Here is a 17,155-nt window from a genome sequence, read left to right on the forward strand (position 1 = left end):
CTCACGGCCGTCCGTATTGACCGGTCAGCGTCGCGGTCGCCAGAGTGTTCTGGTGGATCATGAAGCGAACGATGGCATTGGTGACGCCACGACCCGGGCTCAGCCCCAGCGAGGGCACGCCCAGGGCGTGCAAGGTGAAGAGGTAGCGGTGCGCCGCGGCGCCCTTCGGAGGGCAGGGTCCGCCGTAGCCCGTGGCACCGAAGTCGTTTTCTGCCTGGAGGCCGATACCGGTCAGCGCCGACACGTCAACAGAGCCGACGCCTTGCGCGAGCTGCCTCGCTTCGGCGGGAATGTCGTACAGCACCCAATGCCAGAAGCCGCTGCCTGTCTGGGCATCCGGGTCGTACATGGTGAGCGCGAAGCTGCGCGTGTTGGCCGGCGCCCCTTGCCACTGCAGCGCGGGCGAGCGGTTGTGGCCCTCACCGTCGAAGCCGTTGAACTCGTGCGTCTTGCTCAGTTCTGCCTGCTCCTTGAAGTCAGGCGATGTGATCGTGAAGTTGGTCATCTGCAGCCCTGTGTTGCCGCCAATGGGTGTGCCATGTGGCTGGCGCGTATGTCCCTCCGCTCGCTGATGGGCGCGAGGCGGTACATCGTTTGAATACGGTGAATCAATCTGCCGTGGCCGGCGCTCCCTTCTCGACCCGGCTCTGCAACGCCGAGAACGTGATGAGCTCGCCTGCCAACGCGCTGGCCGCGACGCTGGCCGGACTCGCGAGCCACACCTGGCCTGGTCCCGAACGTCCGGGGAAGTTGCGGTTGATCGCGCTCACCGTCACCTGGTCGGCCGATGTGGAGGATCCCGGTCCGCAGTTGGCGCAGGCGCCGCAACCGGGCATCAGCATCTCGGCTCCGGCCTGTTCGAACACGGCCAGCATGTCGCGTTCTTCGCAATAGCGCTTCACGTCCTGGGTGCCGAACTGCAGATAGAGGGAGACGTTCGGCTGCACCTTGAGCCCATGTTTCAATCCCCACGCGAAAACCGCCAGGTACTCGTCGAAATCGGCGCGCTTGCCAGCGGTGCAGGAGCCGCCGTAGGCTATGTCGATGGGCACCGCTCGGCCGATCCTGCTGAATGGCATGCCGTTGCCCGGATCACCGGGCGCCGCGAACATCGGCTCGATGGCGGAGCAGTCGATCGAGATCGTGTGCTGGTACACCGCGCCCGCGTCGCTCTTCATCCACGGCTCCAACTCGAAGTCCACGCCGCGGCGTTCCTTGAGGAACATGACCGTCTGCTCATCGGGCGCCACGATGCCGGTGAAACCACCGAGTTCCGCCACCATGTTGGTGAGCGTGGCGCGGTCGTCCACCGACATGCGCTCGACCGCGGGTCCGGTGTACTCGAACACCATGCCGATGCCGCCGCCCTCCGCAATGAAGGGTGAGCGCAGGAGTTCCAGCACCACGTCCTTGGCGTGCACGCCCGGCTGGAGTTCTCCTTTGAGCTCGACGCGGCAGACCGCTGGGTGCTTGCACCGCACGAGCCCCGTCACCCAGGCATTGGCCATGTCCGTGGCGCCCGCACCGAAGCACAGCGCGCCCAGCGCGCCAGAATGCGGGGTGTGCGAGTCGGTGCCGACCGCCACCTGCCCGGGAAGGACATAGCGCTCGGCCATCATGGCGTGGCAAATGCCTTCCGACCCCAAGGTGCCCGGCATCGCGCCGTGGCCGATGACGCCGTAGTCCCTGACGAAATGGTCGTGTCCGTCTGCCAAGCCGCGCACGCCCTCCACCAGGCCCATCTTCTGGTGCACCGGGCTGCGCGTGACGTAGGTGAGGTGATCCTGGAACGCGATGATGGTGGCCGGGTCGTGCAGCGGGGCTGGCTTGCCGAAGGCGTCGTGCATCAGGTGCGCGGCCATCCCGGTGAAGTATTCGTGCGAGAAGCGCCAGTCCGTCTTCAGGAAGATGCCGTCGCCCACCTTGGGCGGCTGTGCATCCTCGGCCAGCCAGGGCGCGCTGACCAGATGGCGGTTGATGATCTTGTGCACGAGGCTGAGAGGGCGGTCGCTCCCCGCGGGGGCCGGCCGTGCGGCCTGGCCTCGGAAGTTCTCCTTGGAGAGCGCAAGCAGACCACCTGCGCGAATGATCCGTTGTGTGAGTTCGTCGTGGCCTTCCGTGAACTCGCTCAGCGCGATGGCCTCTCCCCGCTGGATGCGCGCCACCAGCCCCAGATCGGTCGAGGTGAGGAGCCCCACGTTGTGCGCGTTCTGCCGATAGATGCGCTCGAAGCTTTCGGCGATGACCAACTGGATGCCCGCGCTCAACTCCGCCATCGGGCTGTTCTCCCGCGAGGACCCCTTGCCGTAGCGCTTGCCTCCAACGACGACCGCAAAGCCGCCCTGGCGCACGGCGCCTTTGCCGATCGGCATGACGCCGCCGGCCTGATAACCGACGTAAGGAAACTCGCCCAGGCGGTCGTCATAGACCGTCATGACGGTCGTCGGCGTGATCTCGTCGGTGGACACGTTGTCCCGCAAGGTGCCGGCCTGCTCCAGTGTGAAGTCGCCGCCCTCCAACTGCCGGGTGATGCGGGCGGGGTCGTCGCAGAGGAAAAGGATGCGTCCTTCGAAGGTGACAGAGGGGGTGTTCGGCATGGGCGACTCAGTATGTATCGGCTTTCGTATCGCTATATGTATACGTAAAGGTATGGGGGTGATGATACGTTAGAATCAGCCATGGGCAAGCTCAAGAAACCCCCTCAGGCAACAGCCAGCGATGTTGTTTACAACGCGTTGCAGCACAAGATCATCAACAACCTGCTTCCCGGCGGCAGCCAGCTGTTGGAGGAAGAGGTCGCGGCGGAAATGCATGTCAGCCGCACGCCTGTGCGCGCGGCGCTGGCGAGGTTGGAGGTCGAGGGGCTGGTGTATGCGGTGCGTCGGCACGGGTACCGGGTGACGCCGATCACCGTGCAGGACGTGCGCGAGATCTATCAGGTCCTGTCCCCGCTCGAGACGGTCGCGGCGGAGTTGCTGGCCGAGAAGGACCCCAACGGGCTGGAAGTGGATGCGCTGCAGGAGTGCATCGACCGCATGGATGCGGCGCTGAAGAACGACGACCTCCAGGCCTGGGCGGACGCCGATGAGCTGTTCCATGCCCGCTTGGTGGATCTGTGCGGCAACAAGCGTCTGGCGCGGGCCGCCAAGTTGATGTTCGCGCAGTCGCATCGGGTGCGGTTGTTCGCGCTGCGACTGCGGGACAAGCCCGTCAATTCAGTGAAGGACCACGGTGCCTTGGTGGACGCGATACGGCAGAAGAGGCCGGCCCTGGCACGTGAGATCCACAGTGCCCATCGGGACTCCTGGACGGAGACGCTGGGGCAGATACTCGCTGATCTGAATATCCACCAGCTTTGATGGGCACCAAGCCGCCGGGATCCGTGTGCGGCGGTGGTCAAGGTTTGTGCGGGGTGCCCATGCGGGTGTCAGGCGGACACCGCGCGGCGCCCCCTTGGGGGGGCGATGTCGGCGAGGGCGTCGTCTCAGACCAGTGAAGCCCGGTCGTACAGCCAAGGCTGGCGCGTCTGCTGTGTGCGCTCGAACTCGCTGATCTTGGTCGCCTGCTCCAGGGTGATGCCGATGTCGTCCAGGCCGTTCAGCAAGCAGTATTTGCGGAACTCGGTGACCTCGAACGCGAATTGGCGGCCGTCCTCCAGCGACACCCTCTGCGAAGGCAGGTCGACGGTGACCTGACGTCCCGCCTTGGCTTCCTGCATCACCTGGCCCACTTCGTCATCGGTCAGGATCACCGGCAGCAGCCCATTCTTGAAGCAGTTGTTGTAGAAGATGTCCGCGAATGAGGGCGCGATGATGCTGCGGATCCCGAAGTCGTAGAGTGCCCAGGGCGCATGTTCGCGGGAGGAGCCGCAGCCGAAGTTCTCCAGCGCGACAATGAGTTTTGCCTCCCGCCAGGGAGCCTGATTCAACACGAAGTCCGGGTTTTCCGAGCCGTCGTCGAGGATTCGGTATTCGCGGAACAGGCCCCAGCTGAGGCCGGTCTTGGTCACCCACTTCAGCATGTACTTGGGGGTGATCATGTCGGTGTTGATGTTGGGAATCGGCATGGGTGCCGCGTACCCTTGGATGGTGGTGAACTTTTCCACGGTTTACTTCCAGTTTCTGATGTCGACGAAACGGCCGGCGATGGCTGCCGCGCCGGCCATGGCCGGGCTGACGAGATGGGTGCGGCCACGGGGGCCCTGGCGTCCGACGAAATTGCGGTTGGACGTGGAGGCGCAGCGCTCCTCGGGCTGGAGGCGGTCGGGGTTCATGGCAATGCACATCGAGCAGCCCGGTTCGCGCCACTCGAAGCCGGCATCGATCAGGATCTGCGCCACGCCTTCTTCTTCGGCCTGCCGCTTGACCAGTCCGGATCCCGGCACGACCAGCGCTTGGACGTGGGGCGCGACGCGCCGCCCTTCGACGAGCCTTGCCACCTCTCGCAGGTCCTCGATCCGGCTGTTGGTGCACGAGCCGATGAACACCTTGTCGATCTTGATATCCGACATCTTCTGGCCGGCCTGCAGCCCCATGTACTCCAGCGCAGCCATGGCGGCCTGACGCGAGACATCGTCCTTGGCGGCTGCGGGATCCGGCACCACGTCCGTCACCTGCACGACGTCCTGGGGGCTGGTGCCCCACGTCACCATGGGGGCGACTTCAGAAGCATCGATCTCCACCTCTGTGTCGTACACGGCGCCCGGATCCGACGGCAGCGTCTTCCAATACGCGAGCGCCTGCTCCCAGTGGTGCGCCTTGGGTGCGCCAGGCCGTCCCTTGATGTAGTCAAAAGTGGTGTCGTCCGGCGCGATGAGACCCGCCCTGGCGCCTGCTTCGATCGCCATGTTGGACATGGTCATGCGGCCTTCCATCGACAAGGCGCGCACCGCGGAGCCGGCGAACTCGATGACGTGTCCGGTCGCGCCCGCGGTTCCGATGCGGCCGATGATGGCCAGGACGAGGTCTTTGGCTGTCACCCCGGGGCGAAGGAGGCCGTGGCAGGTGATCCGCATGTTTCTGGAGCGCTTCTGGATCAAGGTCTGCGTCGCCAGCACATGCTCCACCTCCGACGTGCCGATGCCCACCGCATAAGCGCCGAAGGCACCGTGGGTGGATGTGTGGCTGTCGCCGCACACGATGGTCATGCCGGGCTGGGTTAAGCCCTGCTCCGGGCCGACGACGTGCACGATGCCCTGGCGTGGATCTTCATAGCCGAAGTAGGTCACGCCGAACTCACGGGTGTTCTTTCGCATCAGCGAGAGCTGCAGCTTCGCCTCCGGGTCTTCGACATCGTCGGTGCGGCCTGGTGTCGTGGGGATGTCGTGGTCCGCGACCCCCAGCGTGGCGTCCAGCCGGCGCACCTTCCGCCCTGCGCCGCGCAATCCGTCAAAGGGTTGCGGCGTGGTCACTTCGTGGACCAGGTGTTGATCGATATACAGCAGGGCAGTGCCGTCGGAGAAGTTGTGCAAGACATGGGAGTCCCAGATCTTGTCGTACAAGGTCCGTGGCGTAGCTTCTTTCATCATCGCGTCCTCAAGAAATATTTATGTGTATACGTATAAGGATTGTAGATGATGTGGGGCGCACCCGTCTGCGCTTCTGTTCTTGAGGGGCGGGGTCTCTCGCCCGGCGCGCAAGGACCAGCGGCGGGGCCACTCCGGCCAGCCGGTGCCGGACCAGCCCGCGGGCGTCATGTCTTCGTGGCCATCAACCGGGCCACACGCTGGGTGTTCATGGCCTCAAGGGCCACTAGGCGGTGGCGGCTGTGCGGGCTTCTTGAACGCGCTGGCCAAGGCCGCGCCGTTTCGCATCCGCACGCTGCTGACGGACAACGGCAAGGCGTTCACCGACCGCCTGTTTGCTTCAACGGCCGCCCGGACCCTGAGACCCCGGTGCAGGCGCTCATGCGATGGCGCCGCTCCTCTCCCGAAGGATTCCAAAAGTCAATTTGGAATCATCCGGGGCCTGACAGTGCAGTCGCCGTGCGGATCACCCCTCAGATCACAGGCTCACCGTGCCGCTGATGCAGGCGGCCACGTCGCCACCCACCCACAGGGTGTCGCCGTCTTGTTCCAAATGCACGCGGCCGTCGCGGCCCAGGGCATGGCCTTGGGCGGCGGTGTAGCGGGTGGGGGCCAGGCCGGCGCCGATGAGCCATTGGCCCAGGCTGGCGTTGAGGCTGCCGGTGACCGGGTCTTCAAAGCCCTGACCTTCGCCGTCCAGCGGGCCACCCACCAGGGCGCGCACTTCAAACTGGGCGTCGGCCGGGGCACCGGCCTCACCGTCGTGCCACGGCGCCACCACGCCCAGCTTCAGGCCGCGCAGGGCGTCCCAATCGGGTTGCAGGGCGCGCACCTGGGCGCCGCTGGCCAGACGCACTGCCGCCCAGCCGGGGCCGTTGTCCGCCCATTGGTGGCCCAGCAGGTCGGCTGGCGCCAGGCGCAGGGCCGTGGCGATCTGCGCCAGCAGCGCGTCGTCCAGTGGGCCGGTGCGGGTGCAGGGCGGGGCGGCAAAGGCCAGGCGGTCGCCTGCGCCGGGCTTGGCGCCCGGAGCCGGTGTACGGCGGATGCGGATCAGGCCGGCGCCGCATTCCTGCACCACCACGCCGGGCTTGCCCGGCAGGCCGCCGGCCGCCAGCCAGGCGCGGCAGCTGCCCAGCGTGGGGTGGCCAGCAAAGGGAAATTCCTCATGCGGCGTGAAGATGCGCACCCGGTAGTCTGCGCCGGGCTGGGTGGGCGAGAGCAGAAAGGTGGTTTCGCTCAGGTGGGTCCAGCGGGCGAAGGCGGCCATCTCGGCCGTGCTCAGGCCATCGGCATCGTGGACCACGGCGAGCGGGTTGCCGCGCAGGGGCGTGGCGGTGAAGACATCCAGCTGGGAGAAGCGGCGCAGGGTGGGCATGGGGGGTGGGGTGGGCTGTGGCGAAGGGATGAAAGGGCGGGAGGAGCGGGAAGAGCGGGAAAGAGCGGGAAAGAGCGGGCTCGTTCAGCCGCTGCAAAGGTGGCCGTCAGCGCGGCAGGGCCGGTGCCGGAGACGGCGCATCAGCAGGCGCACCAGCAGGCGCATCGGCCAACACCTGGGCCAGCAACGGCCGGTCGATGTTGCCACCGCTGAGGATGGCGGCCACCCGCAGTCCCTGCAGTTGGGCGGCCTCCTGGCGCACGGCGGCCAGCGCGGCGGCGCCAGCGCCTTCGGCCACGTTGTGGGTGCTCTCGAACACCCAGCGGATGGCCTGCGCCACTTCCTCGTCGCTCACGCTCACCACCCGGGCCAAGCCGGCGCGCAGGCGGGCCAGGGCTTCGGGGTGCGGGGTGCGGCAGGCCATGCCGTCGGCCAGCACGGTGCTCACCTCGGCGGGCAGGGGCAGGCCGGTCTCAAAGGCCCGCGCAAAGGCCGGGGCGCCGGTGCTGACCACGCCAATGATCTCGGTGGACAGCCCCAGCGCGTCACGCGCAGCCACCAAGCCGGCGGCCCCGGATCCCATGCCGATCGGCACGTAGACCCGCTGCAAGTCAGGCTGGGCGGTGAACAGCTCCAGCGCATAGCTGGCCACACCGGCCACCAGATCGCCGTGGAAGCTGGGCACCATGTGGGCGCCGGTGTGGGCAGCAAAGGCCACGGCGGCCTCTACGGCGGCCTGAAAGTCTTGGCCGGCTTCCACCAGCTCGGCCCCCAGCGCGCGCATGGCGGCGTTCTTCTCGCGGCTGTTGCCTTGGGGCACAAAGATGGTGACGGGCAGGCCGTGGCGGCCGGCCGCAAACGCCAGCGATTGGCCGTGGTTGCCCCGCGTGGCGCTCACCAGTCCGCGGGGCGCTTCACCCGCGGCCGCCCAGCGTGCCATTTGGCGTTGTACGTACACCAGGCCCCCACGCACCTTGAACGCACCCAGCGGGGTGTGGTTTTCATGCTTGACCCACAGCGCGGCGCCGGCGGGCAGTGCCTGTTCCAACAAAGGCCAGCGGTACTGCGGCGTGGGTGGCAGCACGGCGTGCACGGTGTCGGCAGCGGCGCGCAAATTGGCGAGGCTGGGGGCCGCCGTTGGGGCGGAGGCGAAAAAGGAGGTGTCAGTGGTCATGGCGGTGCGGATTAAAAAAGGGCGGCGCAGGGCGAGGCTGGCCCCACCGCCGGGCGGGCCGGCAGTGCAGGGGCAGTGAGAGGGGCGGCGGGGGCGGGGCGGCTCAGCGCCCCGCGTGGGGTGGGCCGATCAGGCTGACTAGGCCGATCAGGGCGCCGGCGGCTGCAGGTCTTCCTGCAGGTGGTGGCGCAGCACCGCGCCCAGAGTGGCCACGGCTTGTTCGATCTCGGCCACGCTCAGCGTAACGAAGCTCAGGCGGATGGTGCGCGGGTCACCCCCGTGGGCGTAGAAGGCCTCGCCCGGCACATAGGCCACGCCGGCTTCTACGGCGGCCGGCAGCAGGGCGCGTGCATTGCAGCCGGCGGGCAGGCGGGCCCAGAAGAACATGCCGCCGCTGGGGGCCTGCCATTCGCTGCCGGCGGGCAGGTGGCGGGCCAGGGCCTGGGCCATGGCGTCGCGCTGGGCGCGGTAGCGGGCCTGCACGGTGGGCACATGCTGGTCCAGAAAGCCGTTCTTGATGACCTCGTGCACCACGCGCTGGTTGAAGCCAGGGGTGTGCAGGTCAGCGGCCTGCTTGGCCTGCAGCAGCTTGGGGTAGAGCGCCGGCGGGGCCACCAGGTAGCCCAGGCGCAGGCCGGGCGCCAGCACCTTGGAGAAGCTGCCCAGGTAGATCGTGCCCTCGGGCCAACGGGCGGCCAGCGGCGCGGGCGGCGGGGCGTCAAACCACAGGTCGCCGTAGGGGTTGTCTTCCACCAGCGGCAGGCGGGCGGCCTGGGCGGCGGCCACCACGGCCTGGCGGCGTTCCTCGGGCATCAGCCGGCCGGTGGGGTTTTGGAAGTTGGGCAGCACGTAGAGGAAGCGGCAGCCCGGGGCGTCGTGCGGCACGGCGCGGATGGCGTCGGGCAGGGGCCCGTGGTCATCGCTGGCCACGCTGTGGAACAGCGGCTCAAAGGGGCTGAAGGCCTGTAGCGCACCGAGGTAGGTGGGCGTTTCCACCGCCACGGGGGCGCCGGCGTCCACCAGGATCTTGGCCACCAGGTCCAGGCCCTGCTGTGAGCCGGTGGTGATGAGCACCTGGCCGGGCGAGACCGTCATGCCCTGGCGCCCCAGGTGGGCGGCCACCCACTCGCGCAGCGGGGCAAAGCCTTCGCTGGCGGCGTACTGCAGGGCCTCACGCGGGGTGTCGGCCAGCACGCGGGCCGTGGCTTCGCGCATGGCGTCGATGGGGAAGCTCTCCGGCGCGGGCAAGCCGCCCGCCAGCGAGAGGATGCCCGGCCGCTCGGTGACCTTGAGGATCTCTCGGATGACCGACGGGTTCATCCGCGCGGCGCGGCCGGCCAGGGTGAAGGGCGAGGGGGCGGTGGGGCTCATGGTCAGCGCTCCGAAGGCGTGGGGGTCACAGGAGAAGTCGGGCTCGGGTGGGCCGTGCTGGTGGGCATGCGCTTGCCCACCAGCACCACGGCCATCACGGCCACCGAGAAGAACAGGGTCTCGCCCCGCAGCGGCTCGCCCAGCACGGGCACGGCGAGCAGCAGGGCCAAGAAGGGTTGGATCAGCTGCACCTGGCTCACGCGCAGGGTGCCGCCCAGGGCCAGGCCGCGGTACCAGGCAAAAAAGCCCAGCCACATGGAAAACACGGTGACGTAGGCCATGCCGCCCCAGGCGGCGGCGCTGGCTGACCGCGTGGGCCACACGGCCCATGTGACGGGGACGGTGAGCGGCAGGCTCAGCACCAGCACCCAGCAAATCACTTGTTGTGCCGGCATCTGGGCCGAGAGCCGCGCCCCGGCCACATAGCCCACGGCCGCGCCGGCCACGGCCAGCAGCAGCCAGCCATCGGCCGCCACCCAGTGGCCGCCGCCGGCCCGCCAAGCAAAGACCAGCACCAGCAGGCAGCCCGCCACCGCACAGGCCCAGAAACCCAGCGAAGCGCGCTGGCGCAGCACCCAGGCGGCCAGCGCCGCCGTGGCCAGCGGCAAGATCCCCGTGACCACCGCGGCGTGCATGGCCGGCACCTCCCGCAGCGCCAAGGCCAGCCCCAGCGGGAAGCCCACCACCGTGCCCAGCGCACTCACGGCCAGCGTGGTCCACTGGTGCCGCTGCGGCCACGGCGCGCGCAGCCACAGCAGCCAGCCCAGGCTCAGCACGCCCGCCCCGGCGGCGCGGCCGGCCGTGACAAAGGCGGGCGGCAGTTGCGGGTCGGTCATGGGGCCCACGGCCAAGCGGGTCATGGGGAAGGTCATCGCAAAGATCAGCACGCCCAAGGCGCCCAGCCACAGCCCCAGGCGGGCCTGGGCGGGCGTGGGGCCGGCCGGTGGGGTCGGGCTTGGGGCGTAGTCTGGCGAGTGCGTGCGCATCAGGTGCTCCAGCCCATCCAGACGGTGGTGGCCAGCAGCACGCCCGCCATGCCGCGGTTGAACGCCAGCAGCCGCCCGCCTTGGGCCAACCACGGCCGCAGCGTGGCGCCCACCACCGCATACGTGGCGTTGCTGCAGAAGGCAAACACCGTCATGGTGGGCAGCACCACCAGCAGGCGCTCGCCCAGTGGGCCCGGCGCCACCCAGCCGGCGGCCACCAGCAGCGCCGCCATCCACGCCTTGATGTTCACCCACTGCAAGGCGGCCCCTTGCCAGAACCCGATGCGCAGCCGAGTCGGATCCGCATCTTTCAGGGACTGCGCCTGCGCCAACTGCCAGGCCAGCCACAGCAGGTAAGCCAGGCCGCCCCATTTGACGGCCAGGCGCAGCGCCGGCACCGCCTGCACCAGCGTGCCCACCCCCAGCGCGCAGGCCAGCATCAGCGCACACCAGCCCACCGGCACCGCCAAGGCAAACCCCAGCGCCACCTTCAGGCCACGGTTGGCGGCCAGCGCGGTGGAGAGCATGGTGTTGGGGCCGGGCGTGAAGGACATGGCCGTCAGCAGCGCCAGCAGGGCAAGGTAGTCGGACCAGGGCATACGAGCCAGTGTAGGATTTGCGGGCAATACACCACCAATACAGTTGTGCGGTGCAGCATCTGAATCTGTATTGCCTGCGGCAACAGCACAGAACCCCAGGAGAACCCTGAACATGCCCGCGCTGGACGCCCCTTTGGCCCTCTCACCGACCTCGTCGGCCGGCCCGGCCCTGGCCCAGGCGCCGCTGGCCCTGAGCCGGGGTGCCGGCACCACCTTGGCCGAGCAGTTGGCCCAGCAGCTGGCCGAACGCATCCGCCAGCGCCTGCTGGCCCCCGGCGCCCGCCTGCCCAGCGTGCGCGAGGCCGCCCGCCGCCAAGGCGTGAGCCCGGCCACCGTGGTGGCCGCCTACGACCAACTGCTGGCCCAGGGCCTGGTGGAGGCGCGGCGCCAGCGCGGCTTTTTTGTGCGGGGCGCGCAGGGGGGGGCCGGGCCGGGCGCTGCGGTGCCCGTGGCCGGTAGCGTGGCCGCGGGCGGCCCCGGTGCCGGCGGCAGTGCGCCGCTGGACGCCGCCGGCCTGATCCGCAGCATGTTCCATGGCCGCAATGACCTGCCGGCCCCCGGCCTGGGCACCCTGCCGGCCGATTGGCTGGACCTGCCCCTGCTGCAAGCCGCCGTGCGCAAGGTGCTCGCCCAGGGCGATGCGGCGCTCAGCTACGGTCACCCCTCCGGCGACCCGCGCCTGCGCGAAGCCCTGGCCGTGAAGATGGCCGAGTGCGGCGTGCGCGCCAACCCGGCGCAGATCGTCACCGCCAACGGCGCCACCCATGCGCTGGACATCATCGCCCGCGCCCTGCTGCAGCCCGGTGACGCGGTGCTGGTGGACGACCCTGGCTGGACGGTGGAGTTTGCCCGCCTCACCCAGCTGGGCATGCGCCTGCTGCCCGTGCCCCGTGGCCTGGACGGGCCCGACCTGGCCGTGATGGCCACCTTGGCGCGTGAGCACCGGCCCAAGCTCTACGTCACCGTCTCGGTGCTGCACAACCCCACCGGCAACTCGCTGAGCCTGGGCGCCGCGCACCAGGTGCTCAAGCTGGCTGAAGCGCACGACTTTCGGGTGGTGGAAGACGACACCTACGCCCACCTGGCCCCCGCCCACCTGCCGCGCCTGACCGCGCTGGACGGCCTGCAGCGCACCCTGTACGTGTCAGGCTTCGCCAAGATCCTCACCCCCAACTGGCGCGTGGGTTACCTGGCCGCGCCCCCCGCCCTGGTGGACCGCCTGGTGGACGTGAAGATGCTGGGCGGCCTGACCACGCCTTCGCTGCTGGAGCAAGCCGTGGCCCACTGCCTGGAGCAAGGCAGCCTGCGCCGCCACGCCGAGCGCGTGGTTCAGCGCCTGGACGCTGCCCGTCCGCGCGCCGTGCGCCTGGCCGAAGCCCACGGCTGTCGCTTCGTCACCCCGCCCGCCGGCCTGTTCGGCTGGGTGGATACCGGTGAAGACACCGAACGACTGGCCCTGCGCCTGCACGACGCCGGTTGGCTCACCGCCCCCGGCCACCTGTTTCACGCCACCCGCCGCGCCAGCACGCTGATGCGCATCAACTTCGCCACCAGCCAGGAGGCGCGGTTCTGGGCGGCGTTTGATGGGGCCAGGGGGTGAGGAGGTCGCGCGCCCGCGGGCGAGCTGAGGGGCCGTGGGCCCCGGAGCCTCAGGCCTGGATCGCGCCGCTGACTGGATGCAAGGTCGGCGGTCCAAACGCGAATGACGCGCTCTGGATCTTGCCGCGCTCCACCACGTAGACGCACACCAGCTCGATGCTGCCGGGGCCTTCGGGGAAGGAGCGGGTGACATCCTCATGGTCGATGACCACATGCCCCATCACCTCGCGGCGCAGCAGATGGGCGTGCAGGTGGGGCTCCAGGAACCGGGGGGCCGTGCGGGCTCGGATCTGCGCATGGCCTTCGGCCAGCAGGGCGCCGCCCAGCTCAAACTGCTTGGCGTCTTCGGCATAGCAGTCCAGCCAGGCCTCCAGGTTCTTGGCGTTGTAGGCGTCGAGTTGGCGTTGCACCACGACGGCGGGTGAGGTGTACTGGGGCATGAAGATGGGGACGTGAAGAAGGAGCGGCCAACTGGGCCGGCCCAGCCAGCGCGGGCGCAAAGCATTCTGGGTAGGCAGGCTGGCTGTGCCAAGACCGTAAAGTTCGACCCGCGGCCCCTCCGTCGCCTTGGTCGCCTTTGCCGGTCATTTCCAGACTTCGTTCGCCACACCGCCGCCCCCGCCATGTACAGCGCCACCTTCCTCTTCATCCCCGGCACGTTTGATGATGAGTTCCACCGCCTGGACCAGGCGATTGCCCAGGTGGCCAAGTCGCTGCCGGGTTACTTGGGCGAGGAGACCTGGGCGCAGCCGGGCAGCGGGCGGGTGTGCAATGTGTATTACTGGGAGACGCTGGAGGCGCTGCAGGCCTTGATGCAGCACCCGCTGCACCTGCAGGCCAAGGCGGCGCAGGGGCGTTGGCTGGACGGCTACGAGGTGATCATTTCGCAGGTGCTGCGGCGCTATGGGGACCGTTCCTTGTCCGGTCTGCCCACGGGTTTGCCGTCCGGCCTGACCCCTCAGGCCGGGGCGGACCCGTCCAAGAACGCCTGAAGGGCTTGGGCCAGCGCTTCGGGCTGGTCGTGGTGCAGCATGTGGCCGGCGGGGCTGAGCCGCACCTGCCGGCTGGCGCCTTGGCCGTGGCGGGCCTGGGCCAGGCGTTGGCCAAACTCTTCGCGGGTGTAGCGGCCCTTCCACCACTGGTCCATCTCGGTCAGGTCGCCCTCCACCCACAGCAGCGGGGCGGTGATGCGGCGCCAGCAGGCCAGCACTTCTTCCACCCGGTAGGGTTGGCCGTGCACGCGCTTGTGGGCGGCGTCGCCCAGGATGTGCCACTGGCCGTCTTGGGCGGGGCGGGCCCAGTGGGTGGCCAGCCAGTCGGCCTTGTCGGCGGGCAGACGCGGGTTGTTCAGGCGCAGGCGGCGGGCCACGCTGGCGGCGCTGTCGTGTGGGCGCAGGGCCTGGGGGGTGGCCAGGTCGTCCAGCCATTGGGCCAGGCGGGTGGGGGCCTGGTCGGCCGGCAGGGCGGGCATGCCAAAGCCTTCCAGGTTGATGAGGCGGCGGATGTGGGTGGGGCGCAGGCCGGCGTAGTGCATCACCACATTGCCGCCCATGCTGTGGCCCAGCAGGTCCACGGGCTGGGTGCCGGCGTTCAGGCCCAGTTCGGGGTGACGCAGCAGGGCGTCCAGGTCACCCAGGTAGTCGTTGAACCAGTAGTGGTCGGTGGGCGGGCCTTCGGTCAGGCCGTAGCCGCGCCAGTCCACCGCCAGGATGTAGCGGTGTTCGCCTTCCAGCGTGTGCAGCGCGTCCACCAGGAACTGGAAGGAGGCGCCCACGTCCATGTAGCCATGGCACAGCACCAGGGCGGGCCGCTCGGGGGTGACGAGGCGGGTGTCGCCCCAGGCACGCAGGTGGTAGCGCCAGTGCTGGCGCACGTCCACTTGCAGGTGGCGGGCGGGGCGGCGCGGGGTGTAGGCGGCGTCAGCGTCGGCGGCAGTCATGGGCGCCGATTTTCTCGGGGCCCGCGCGGCGGCGCTGTCGTGGGGGCGTCATGGGAGTTTCATGGCGACCCTGCGCACTCGCACAATGCGGCGGCATGAATGCACCCCTCACGCCCCCGCCGGCTGCGGCCGATCCCGTCTTGCTGCGCGCCGCCACGGCCGACGATGTGCCGGCCCTGATCGGCCTGATCACCGAGCTGGCGGCGTATGAGTCGCTCACCCACCTGCTGCAGGTCACGCCGCAGCGGCTGCAGCAGCACCTGTTCGGTCCGCGCCCGGTGGCTGAATGTGTGGTGGCCCAGGCGGGGCCGGCGGTGGTGGGCATGGCGCTGTTCTTCACCAACTTCTCCACCTTCCTGGGCCAGCCGGGGCTGTACCTGGAGGATTTGTATGTGCAGCCGGCTTGGCGCGGCGCCGGGGTGGGCGCCTCGCTGCTGCGCCATGTGGCGGGGCTGGCGGTGCAGCGCGGCTGCGGCCGTTTTGAATGGAGCGTGCTGGACTGGAACCAGCCGGCGATCGACTTCTACCAGCGCATGGGGGCGGTGGTGATGCCCGACTGGCGCATCTGCCGGGTGACCGGCCCGGCATTGGCGCGCCTGGCGCCCCCGCGGGGCTGACGGTGCGACCTCCGCGGCGGCCTCAGCGGCGGCGTCCGGAGCGCGTGGGACGCGTGGGGCGCGGTGGGCGCCCGCCGCTGCGGTGCCCGGCGCCTTGGGCCTCGCGTTGTGGCTGGGCCAGTTCCCGGCCGGCCCAGCCGGCCGGATTGGGCGCTTTCTCGTAGAGCGCGCGTTCGGCCGCGAACAGGGCCTCCAGCTGCTGGCGGCCCGCTTTGCTCAGGGCCAGCAGGCGATCTTCGTCGTGGTAGTGCGGCGTCATGGCCTCCAGCTGGCGCTGGTTGTGCTGGCGGAAGCGGCCGGCCAGTGCCCGCGCCCGCTCCTGCGGCAGGCCCAGCAGGGTGAGCACGCTGCGGCCGCTGGCCAGCGAGGCGTTGAAGGTCTCGCGCTCTAGGTGTTCCACGCCACGGCGGCGCAGCTCGTGCCAGTGCTGCACATTGCGGGCTCGCACCACCAGACGCAGGTGGGGAAAGTGCGCCTGCGCCAGGTCCACGATGCGCAGGCTCTGCCCCATGTCGTCCACCGCCACGACCAGCACCTGCGCTTGCGCGGCGCCGGCGGTGCGCAGCAGGTCCAGCCGGGTGGCATCGCCCCAGAACACCCGCCAGCCGAAGCGGCGGATGGTGGCCACCTGGTCGGCGTCGTGCTCCAGCACCGTGGCGGTGTAGCCGGCGGCATAGAGCAGGCGGCCCACGATCTGGCCGTAGCGGCCAAAGCCGGCGATCAGCACCGGCGCCTGGGGCTCCAGGTCCTGCGTGGGATCGTTGCCCGGCGCGGCGGCCGGACCGGCCAGGCGGCGGTTGAGCCGCTCGGCCACCAGCAGCAGCAGCGGGGTCAGGGCCATGGTCAGGGTGACGACGGCGGTCGCCAGCGAGGCGGTGCTGGCGCTGACCGCACGCTCCTGCGCCGCCGCCTGGAACACCACGAAGCCAAACTCCCCGCCTTGCGCCAGCAGCAGGGTGAAGACGGCCCGCTCCCCCGGGGCAATGCCCATGCCCCGTGCCATGCCCCACAGCAGCAGGGCTTTCAGGCCCAGCACCGTGAGCACCCCGGCCAGCACCACCCACGGCTTACCCATGACCACGGCAAAGTCGATGCCCATGCCCACGGCCATGAAGAACAGGCCCAGCAGCAGGCCCTTGAAGGGCTCCAGGTCGGTTTCCAGCTGGTGGCGGTACTCGCTCTCGGCCAGCAGCACGCCCGCCAGAAACGCCCCCAGGGCCATGGACAGGTCCACCGCGCGCATCAGCGCGGCCGTGGCCACCACCAGCAGCAGCGCGGCGGCGGTGAAGACCTCGGGCGTGCCGCTGCGGGCGATCCAGCGCAGCGCCGGGCGCAGCAGCAGGCGGCCTCCCACCACGATGGCCAGCACCATGCCCACGGCGCGCAGCAGGTGGCTCCAGCTGGCCTCGTCGCTGTCGAGGCCGGCGCCCAGCAGCGGCAGCAGGGCCAGGATGGGGATGGCGGCAATGTCCTGCAGCAGCATGACGCTGAGCACGTTGCGGCCGGCGCCGGTGGCCGAGAGGTTGCGTTCGCGCAGCACCGCCAGCCCGATGGCGGTGGAGGACATGGCCAGGCCCAGCGCCACCGCCAGCGCTGGCTTGCCGGCCATGCCACCCAGGCGCAGGGCGCCCCAGAGCAGGGCGGTGCTGCCCAGCAGTTGCAGGCCACCCCAGCCGAAGATGGGCCGGCGCAGCGCCCACAGCCGGTGGGGCTCCAGCTCCAGCCCCACCAGGAAGAGCATCAGCACCACCCCGAACTCGGCGAAGTGCAGCATGTCGTGGCTGTGCACCACCAGGCCCAGGCCCCAGGGGCCCAAGGCCACCCCGGCGGCCAGGTAGCCCAGCACCGCGCCCAGGCCGGCCCAGCGGGCCAGCGGCACGGCCACCACGGCGGCGGCCAGATAGATCAGGCTGGTGTGCAGCCAGTCGTGCTGCAGGGGGCTGGGACTCATGGGGGCAGGGGCGAGACGGG

Annotated in this window: 16 protein-coding genes and 1 pseudogene; 5 read left to right on the top strand and 12 right to left on the bottom strand. The window is 69.7% G+C overall.

What is annotated here, in order from left to right:
• Position 1: 1 nt before the first annotated feature.
• Together G3A44_RS14460 and G3A44_RS14465 are read right to left on the bottom strand one after the other, a co-directional pair.
• Positions 2 to 505, bottom strand: coding sequence for a YbhB/YbcL family Raf kinase inhibitor-like protein (locus tag G3A44_RS14460; RefSeq protein ID WP_163458240.1), 504 nt, complete (start codon positions 503 to 505; stop codon positions 2 to 4).
• Positions 506 to 608: 103 nt separating this feature from the next.
• Positions 609 to 2,597: an aconitase family protein gene (locus tag G3A44_RS14465; RefSeq protein WP_163458241.1), complete on the bottom strand. Its 1,989-nt coding sequence runs from the start codon at positions 2,595 to 2,597 to the stop codon at positions 609 to 611.
• An 81-nt stretch (positions 2,598 to 2,678) separates the two neighbouring features.
• Here G3A44_RS14465 and G3A44_RS14470 point away from each other — a divergent pair, with 81 nt between their 5' ends.
• A complete protein-coding gene (locus G3A44_RS14470) occupies positions 2,679 to 3,359 on the top strand; it encodes a GntR family transcriptional regulator (RefSeq protein ID WP_163458242.1) in 681 nt (226 codons plus the stop codon).
• Positions 3,360 to 3,484: 125 nt separating this feature from the next.
• Here the strand turns inward: G3A44_RS14470 and leuD are convergent, their stop codons facing one another.
• Entirely contained in the window at positions 3,485 to 4,105 is a 621-nt protein-coding gene (gene leuD / locus G3A44_RS14475) for a 3-isopropylmalate dehydratase small subunit (RefSeq protein WP_163458243.1), read from the bottom strand.
• 3 nt (positions 4,106 to 4,108) lie between these two features.
• A complete protein-coding gene (leuC, locus tag G3A44_RS14480; protein WP_163458244.1) occupies positions 4,109 to 5,524 on the bottom strand; it encodes a 3-isopropylmalate dehydratase large subunit in 1,416 nt (471 codons plus the stop codon).
• Positions 5,525 to 5,689: 165 nt separating this feature from the next.
• On the opposite strand from leuC, the pseudogene G3A44_RS23595 reads away from it, so the two are divergent.
• Positions 5,690 to 5,867 (top strand): annotated as a pseudogene (locus G3A44_RS23595) (IS481 family transposase); the annotation flags it as partial.
• A gap of 135 nt (positions 5,868 to 6,002) precedes the next feature.
• On the opposite strand, the gene G3A44_RS14485 reads toward G3A44_RS23595, so the two are convergent.
• The 5 genes from G3A44_RS14485 to G3A44_RS14505 form a co-directional block, all read right to left on the bottom strand.
• Positions 6,003 to 6,899, bottom strand: coding sequence for a PhzF family protein (locus tag G3A44_RS14485; RefSeq protein WP_163458245.1), 897 nt, complete (start codon positions 6,897 to 6,899; stop codon positions 6,003 to 6,005).
• 106 nt (positions 6,900 to 7,005) lie between these two features.
• Positions 7,006 to 8,073: a threonine dehydratase gene (locus G3A44_RS14490; RefSeq protein WP_163458246.1), complete on the bottom strand. Its 1,068-nt coding sequence runs from the start codon at positions 8,071 to 8,073 to the stop codon at positions 7,006 to 7,008.
• A gap of 147 nt (positions 8,074 to 8,220) precedes the next feature.
• Positions 8,221 to 9,444, bottom strand: a complete 1,224-nt coding sequence (locus G3A44_RS14495; protein WP_163458247.1) for an aminotransferase-like domain-containing protein — start codon at positions 9,442 to 9,444, stop codon at positions 8,221 to 8,223.
• A 2-nt stretch (positions 9,445 to 9,446) separates the two neighbouring features.
• On the bottom strand, positions 9,447 to 10,430 hold the full coding sequence (locus G3A44_RS14500) for a DMT family transporter (protein WP_163458248.1): 984 nt from the start codon (positions 10,428 to 10,430) through the stop codon (positions 9,447 to 9,449).
• Positions 10,430 to 11,029 carry a LysE family translocator gene (locus G3A44_RS14505; protein ID WP_163458249.1) on the bottom strand — a complete coding sequence of 200 codons (600 nt, stop codon included), beginning with the start codon at positions 11,027 to 11,029 and terminating at the stop codon, positions 10,430 to 10,432. The genes G3A44_RS14500 and G3A44_RS14505 overlap by 1 nt, the downstream gene beginning before the upstream one ends.
• 112 nt (positions 11,030 to 11,141) lie before the next feature.
• Between G3A44_RS14505 and G3A44_RS14510 the strand changes: the two genes are divergently transcribed.
• Positions 11,142 to 12,629, top strand: a complete 1,488-nt coding sequence (locus tag G3A44_RS14510) for an aminotransferase-like domain-containing protein (RefSeq protein WP_163458250.1) — start codon at positions 11,142 to 11,144, stop codon at positions 12,627 to 12,629.
• Positions 12,630 to 12,678: 49 nt separating this feature from the next.
• Here the strand turns inward: G3A44_RS14510 and G3A44_RS14515 are convergent, their stop codons facing one another.
• Positions 12,679 to 13,068: a nuclear transport factor 2 family protein gene (locus tag G3A44_RS14515; protein WP_163458251.1), complete on the bottom strand. Its 390-nt coding sequence runs from the start codon at positions 13,066 to 13,068 to the stop codon at positions 12,679 to 12,681.
• Between the two features lie 183 nt (positions 13,069 to 13,251).
• Here G3A44_RS14515 and G3A44_RS14520 point away from each other — a divergent pair, with 183 nt between their 5' ends.
• Complete coding sequence (locus G3A44_RS14520; RefSeq protein ID WP_163458252.1) at positions 13,252 to 13,620, top strand: antibiotic biosynthesis monooxygenase family protein; 369 nt, start codon at positions 13,252 to 13,254, stop codon at positions 13,618 to 13,620.
• Here the strand turns inward: G3A44_RS14520 and G3A44_RS14525 are convergent.
• Entirely contained in the window at positions 13,587 to 14,567 is a 981-nt protein-coding gene (locus G3A44_RS14525; protein ID WP_163458253.1) for an alpha/beta fold hydrolase, read from the bottom strand. The two genes, G3A44_RS14520 and G3A44_RS14525, sit on opposite strands and share 34 nt — an antisense overlap.
• A 95-nt stretch (positions 14,568 to 14,662) precedes the next feature.
• Between G3A44_RS14525 and G3A44_RS14530 the strand changes: the two genes are divergently transcribed.
• Complete coding sequence (locus G3A44_RS14530; RefSeq protein WP_163458254.1) at positions 14,663 to 15,184, top strand: GNAT family N-acetyltransferase; 522 nt, start codon at positions 14,663 to 14,665, stop codon at positions 15,182 to 15,184.
• A 22-nt stretch (positions 15,185 to 15,206) separates the two neighbouring features.
• On the opposite strand, the gene kefC is transcribed toward G3A44_RS14530, so the two are convergent.
• Positions 15,207 to 17,135, bottom strand: coding sequence for a glutathione-regulated potassium-efflux system protein KefC (kefC, locus tag G3A44_RS14535; protein ID WP_163458255.1), 1,929 nt, complete (start codon positions 17,133 to 17,135; stop codon positions 15,207 to 15,209).
• Between the last annotated feature and the right edge of the window lie 20 nt (positions 17,136 to 17,155).

It is taken from the genome of Ideonella livida (assembly GCF_010499455.1).
In the GTDB taxonomy this organism is placed as follows: domain Bacteria; phylum Pseudomonadota; class Gammaproteobacteria; order Burkholderiales; family Burkholderiaceae_C; genus Ideonella; species Ideonella livida.

Coding starts and splice junctions, on each gene's coding strand:
- G3A44_RS14530 (WP_163458254.1), top strand. CDS start 14,663: ATGAATGCACCCCTCACGCCCCCGCCGGCTGCGGCCGATCCCGTCTTG.
- G3A44_RS14465 (WP_163458241.1), bottom strand. CDS start 2,597: ATGCCGAACACCCCCTCTGTCACCTTCGAAGGACGCATCCTTTTCCTC.
- G3A44_RS14515 (WP_163458251.1), bottom strand. CDS start 13,068: ATGCCCCAGTACACCTCACCCGCCGTCGTGGTGCAACGCCAACTCGAC.
- G3A44_RS14510 (WP_163458250.1), top strand. CDS start 11,142: ATGCCCGCGCTGGACGCCCCTTTGGCCCTCTCACCGACCTCGTCGGCC.
- G3A44_RS14460 (WP_163458240.1), bottom strand. CDS start 505: ATGACCAACTTCACGATCACATCGCCTGACTTCAAGGAGCAGGCAGAA.
- leuC (WP_163458244.1), bottom strand. CDS start 5,524: ATGAAAGAAGCTACGCCACGGACCTTGTACGACAAGATCTGGGACTCC.
- G3A44_RS14485 (WP_163458245.1), bottom strand. CDS start 6,899: ATGCCCACCCTGCGCCGCTTCTCCCAGCTGGATGTCTTCACCGCCACG.
- G3A44_RS14505 (WP_163458249.1), bottom strand. CDS start 11,029: ATGCCCTGGTCCGACTACCTTGCCCTGCTGGCGCTGCTGACGGCCATG.
- kefC (WP_163458255.1), bottom strand. CDS start 17,135: ATGAGTCCCAGCCCCCTGCAGCACGACTGGCTGCACACCAGCCTGATC.
- G3A44_RS14495 (WP_163458247.1), bottom strand. CDS start 9,444: ATGAGCCCCACCGCCCCCTCGCCCTTCACCCTGGCCGGCCGCGCCGCG.
- G3A44_RS14520 (WP_163458252.1), top strand. CDS start 13,252: ATGTACAGCGCCACCTTCCTCTTCATCCCCGGCACGTTTGATGATGAG.
- G3A44_RS14470 (WP_163458242.1), top strand. CDS start 2,679: ATGGGCAAGCTCAAGAAACCCCCTCAGGCAACAGCCAGCGATGTTGTT.
- G3A44_RS14525 (WP_163458253.1), bottom strand. CDS start 14,567: ATGACTGCCGCCGACGCTGACGCCGCCTACACCCCGCGCCGCCCCGCC.
- G3A44_RS14490 (WP_163458246.1), bottom strand. CDS start 8,073: ATGACCACTGACACCTCCTTTTTCGCCTCCGCCCCAACGGCGGCCCCC.
- G3A44_RS14500 (WP_163458248.1), bottom strand. CDS start 10,430: ATGCGCACGCACTCGCCAGACTACGCCCCAAGCCCGACCCCACCGGCC.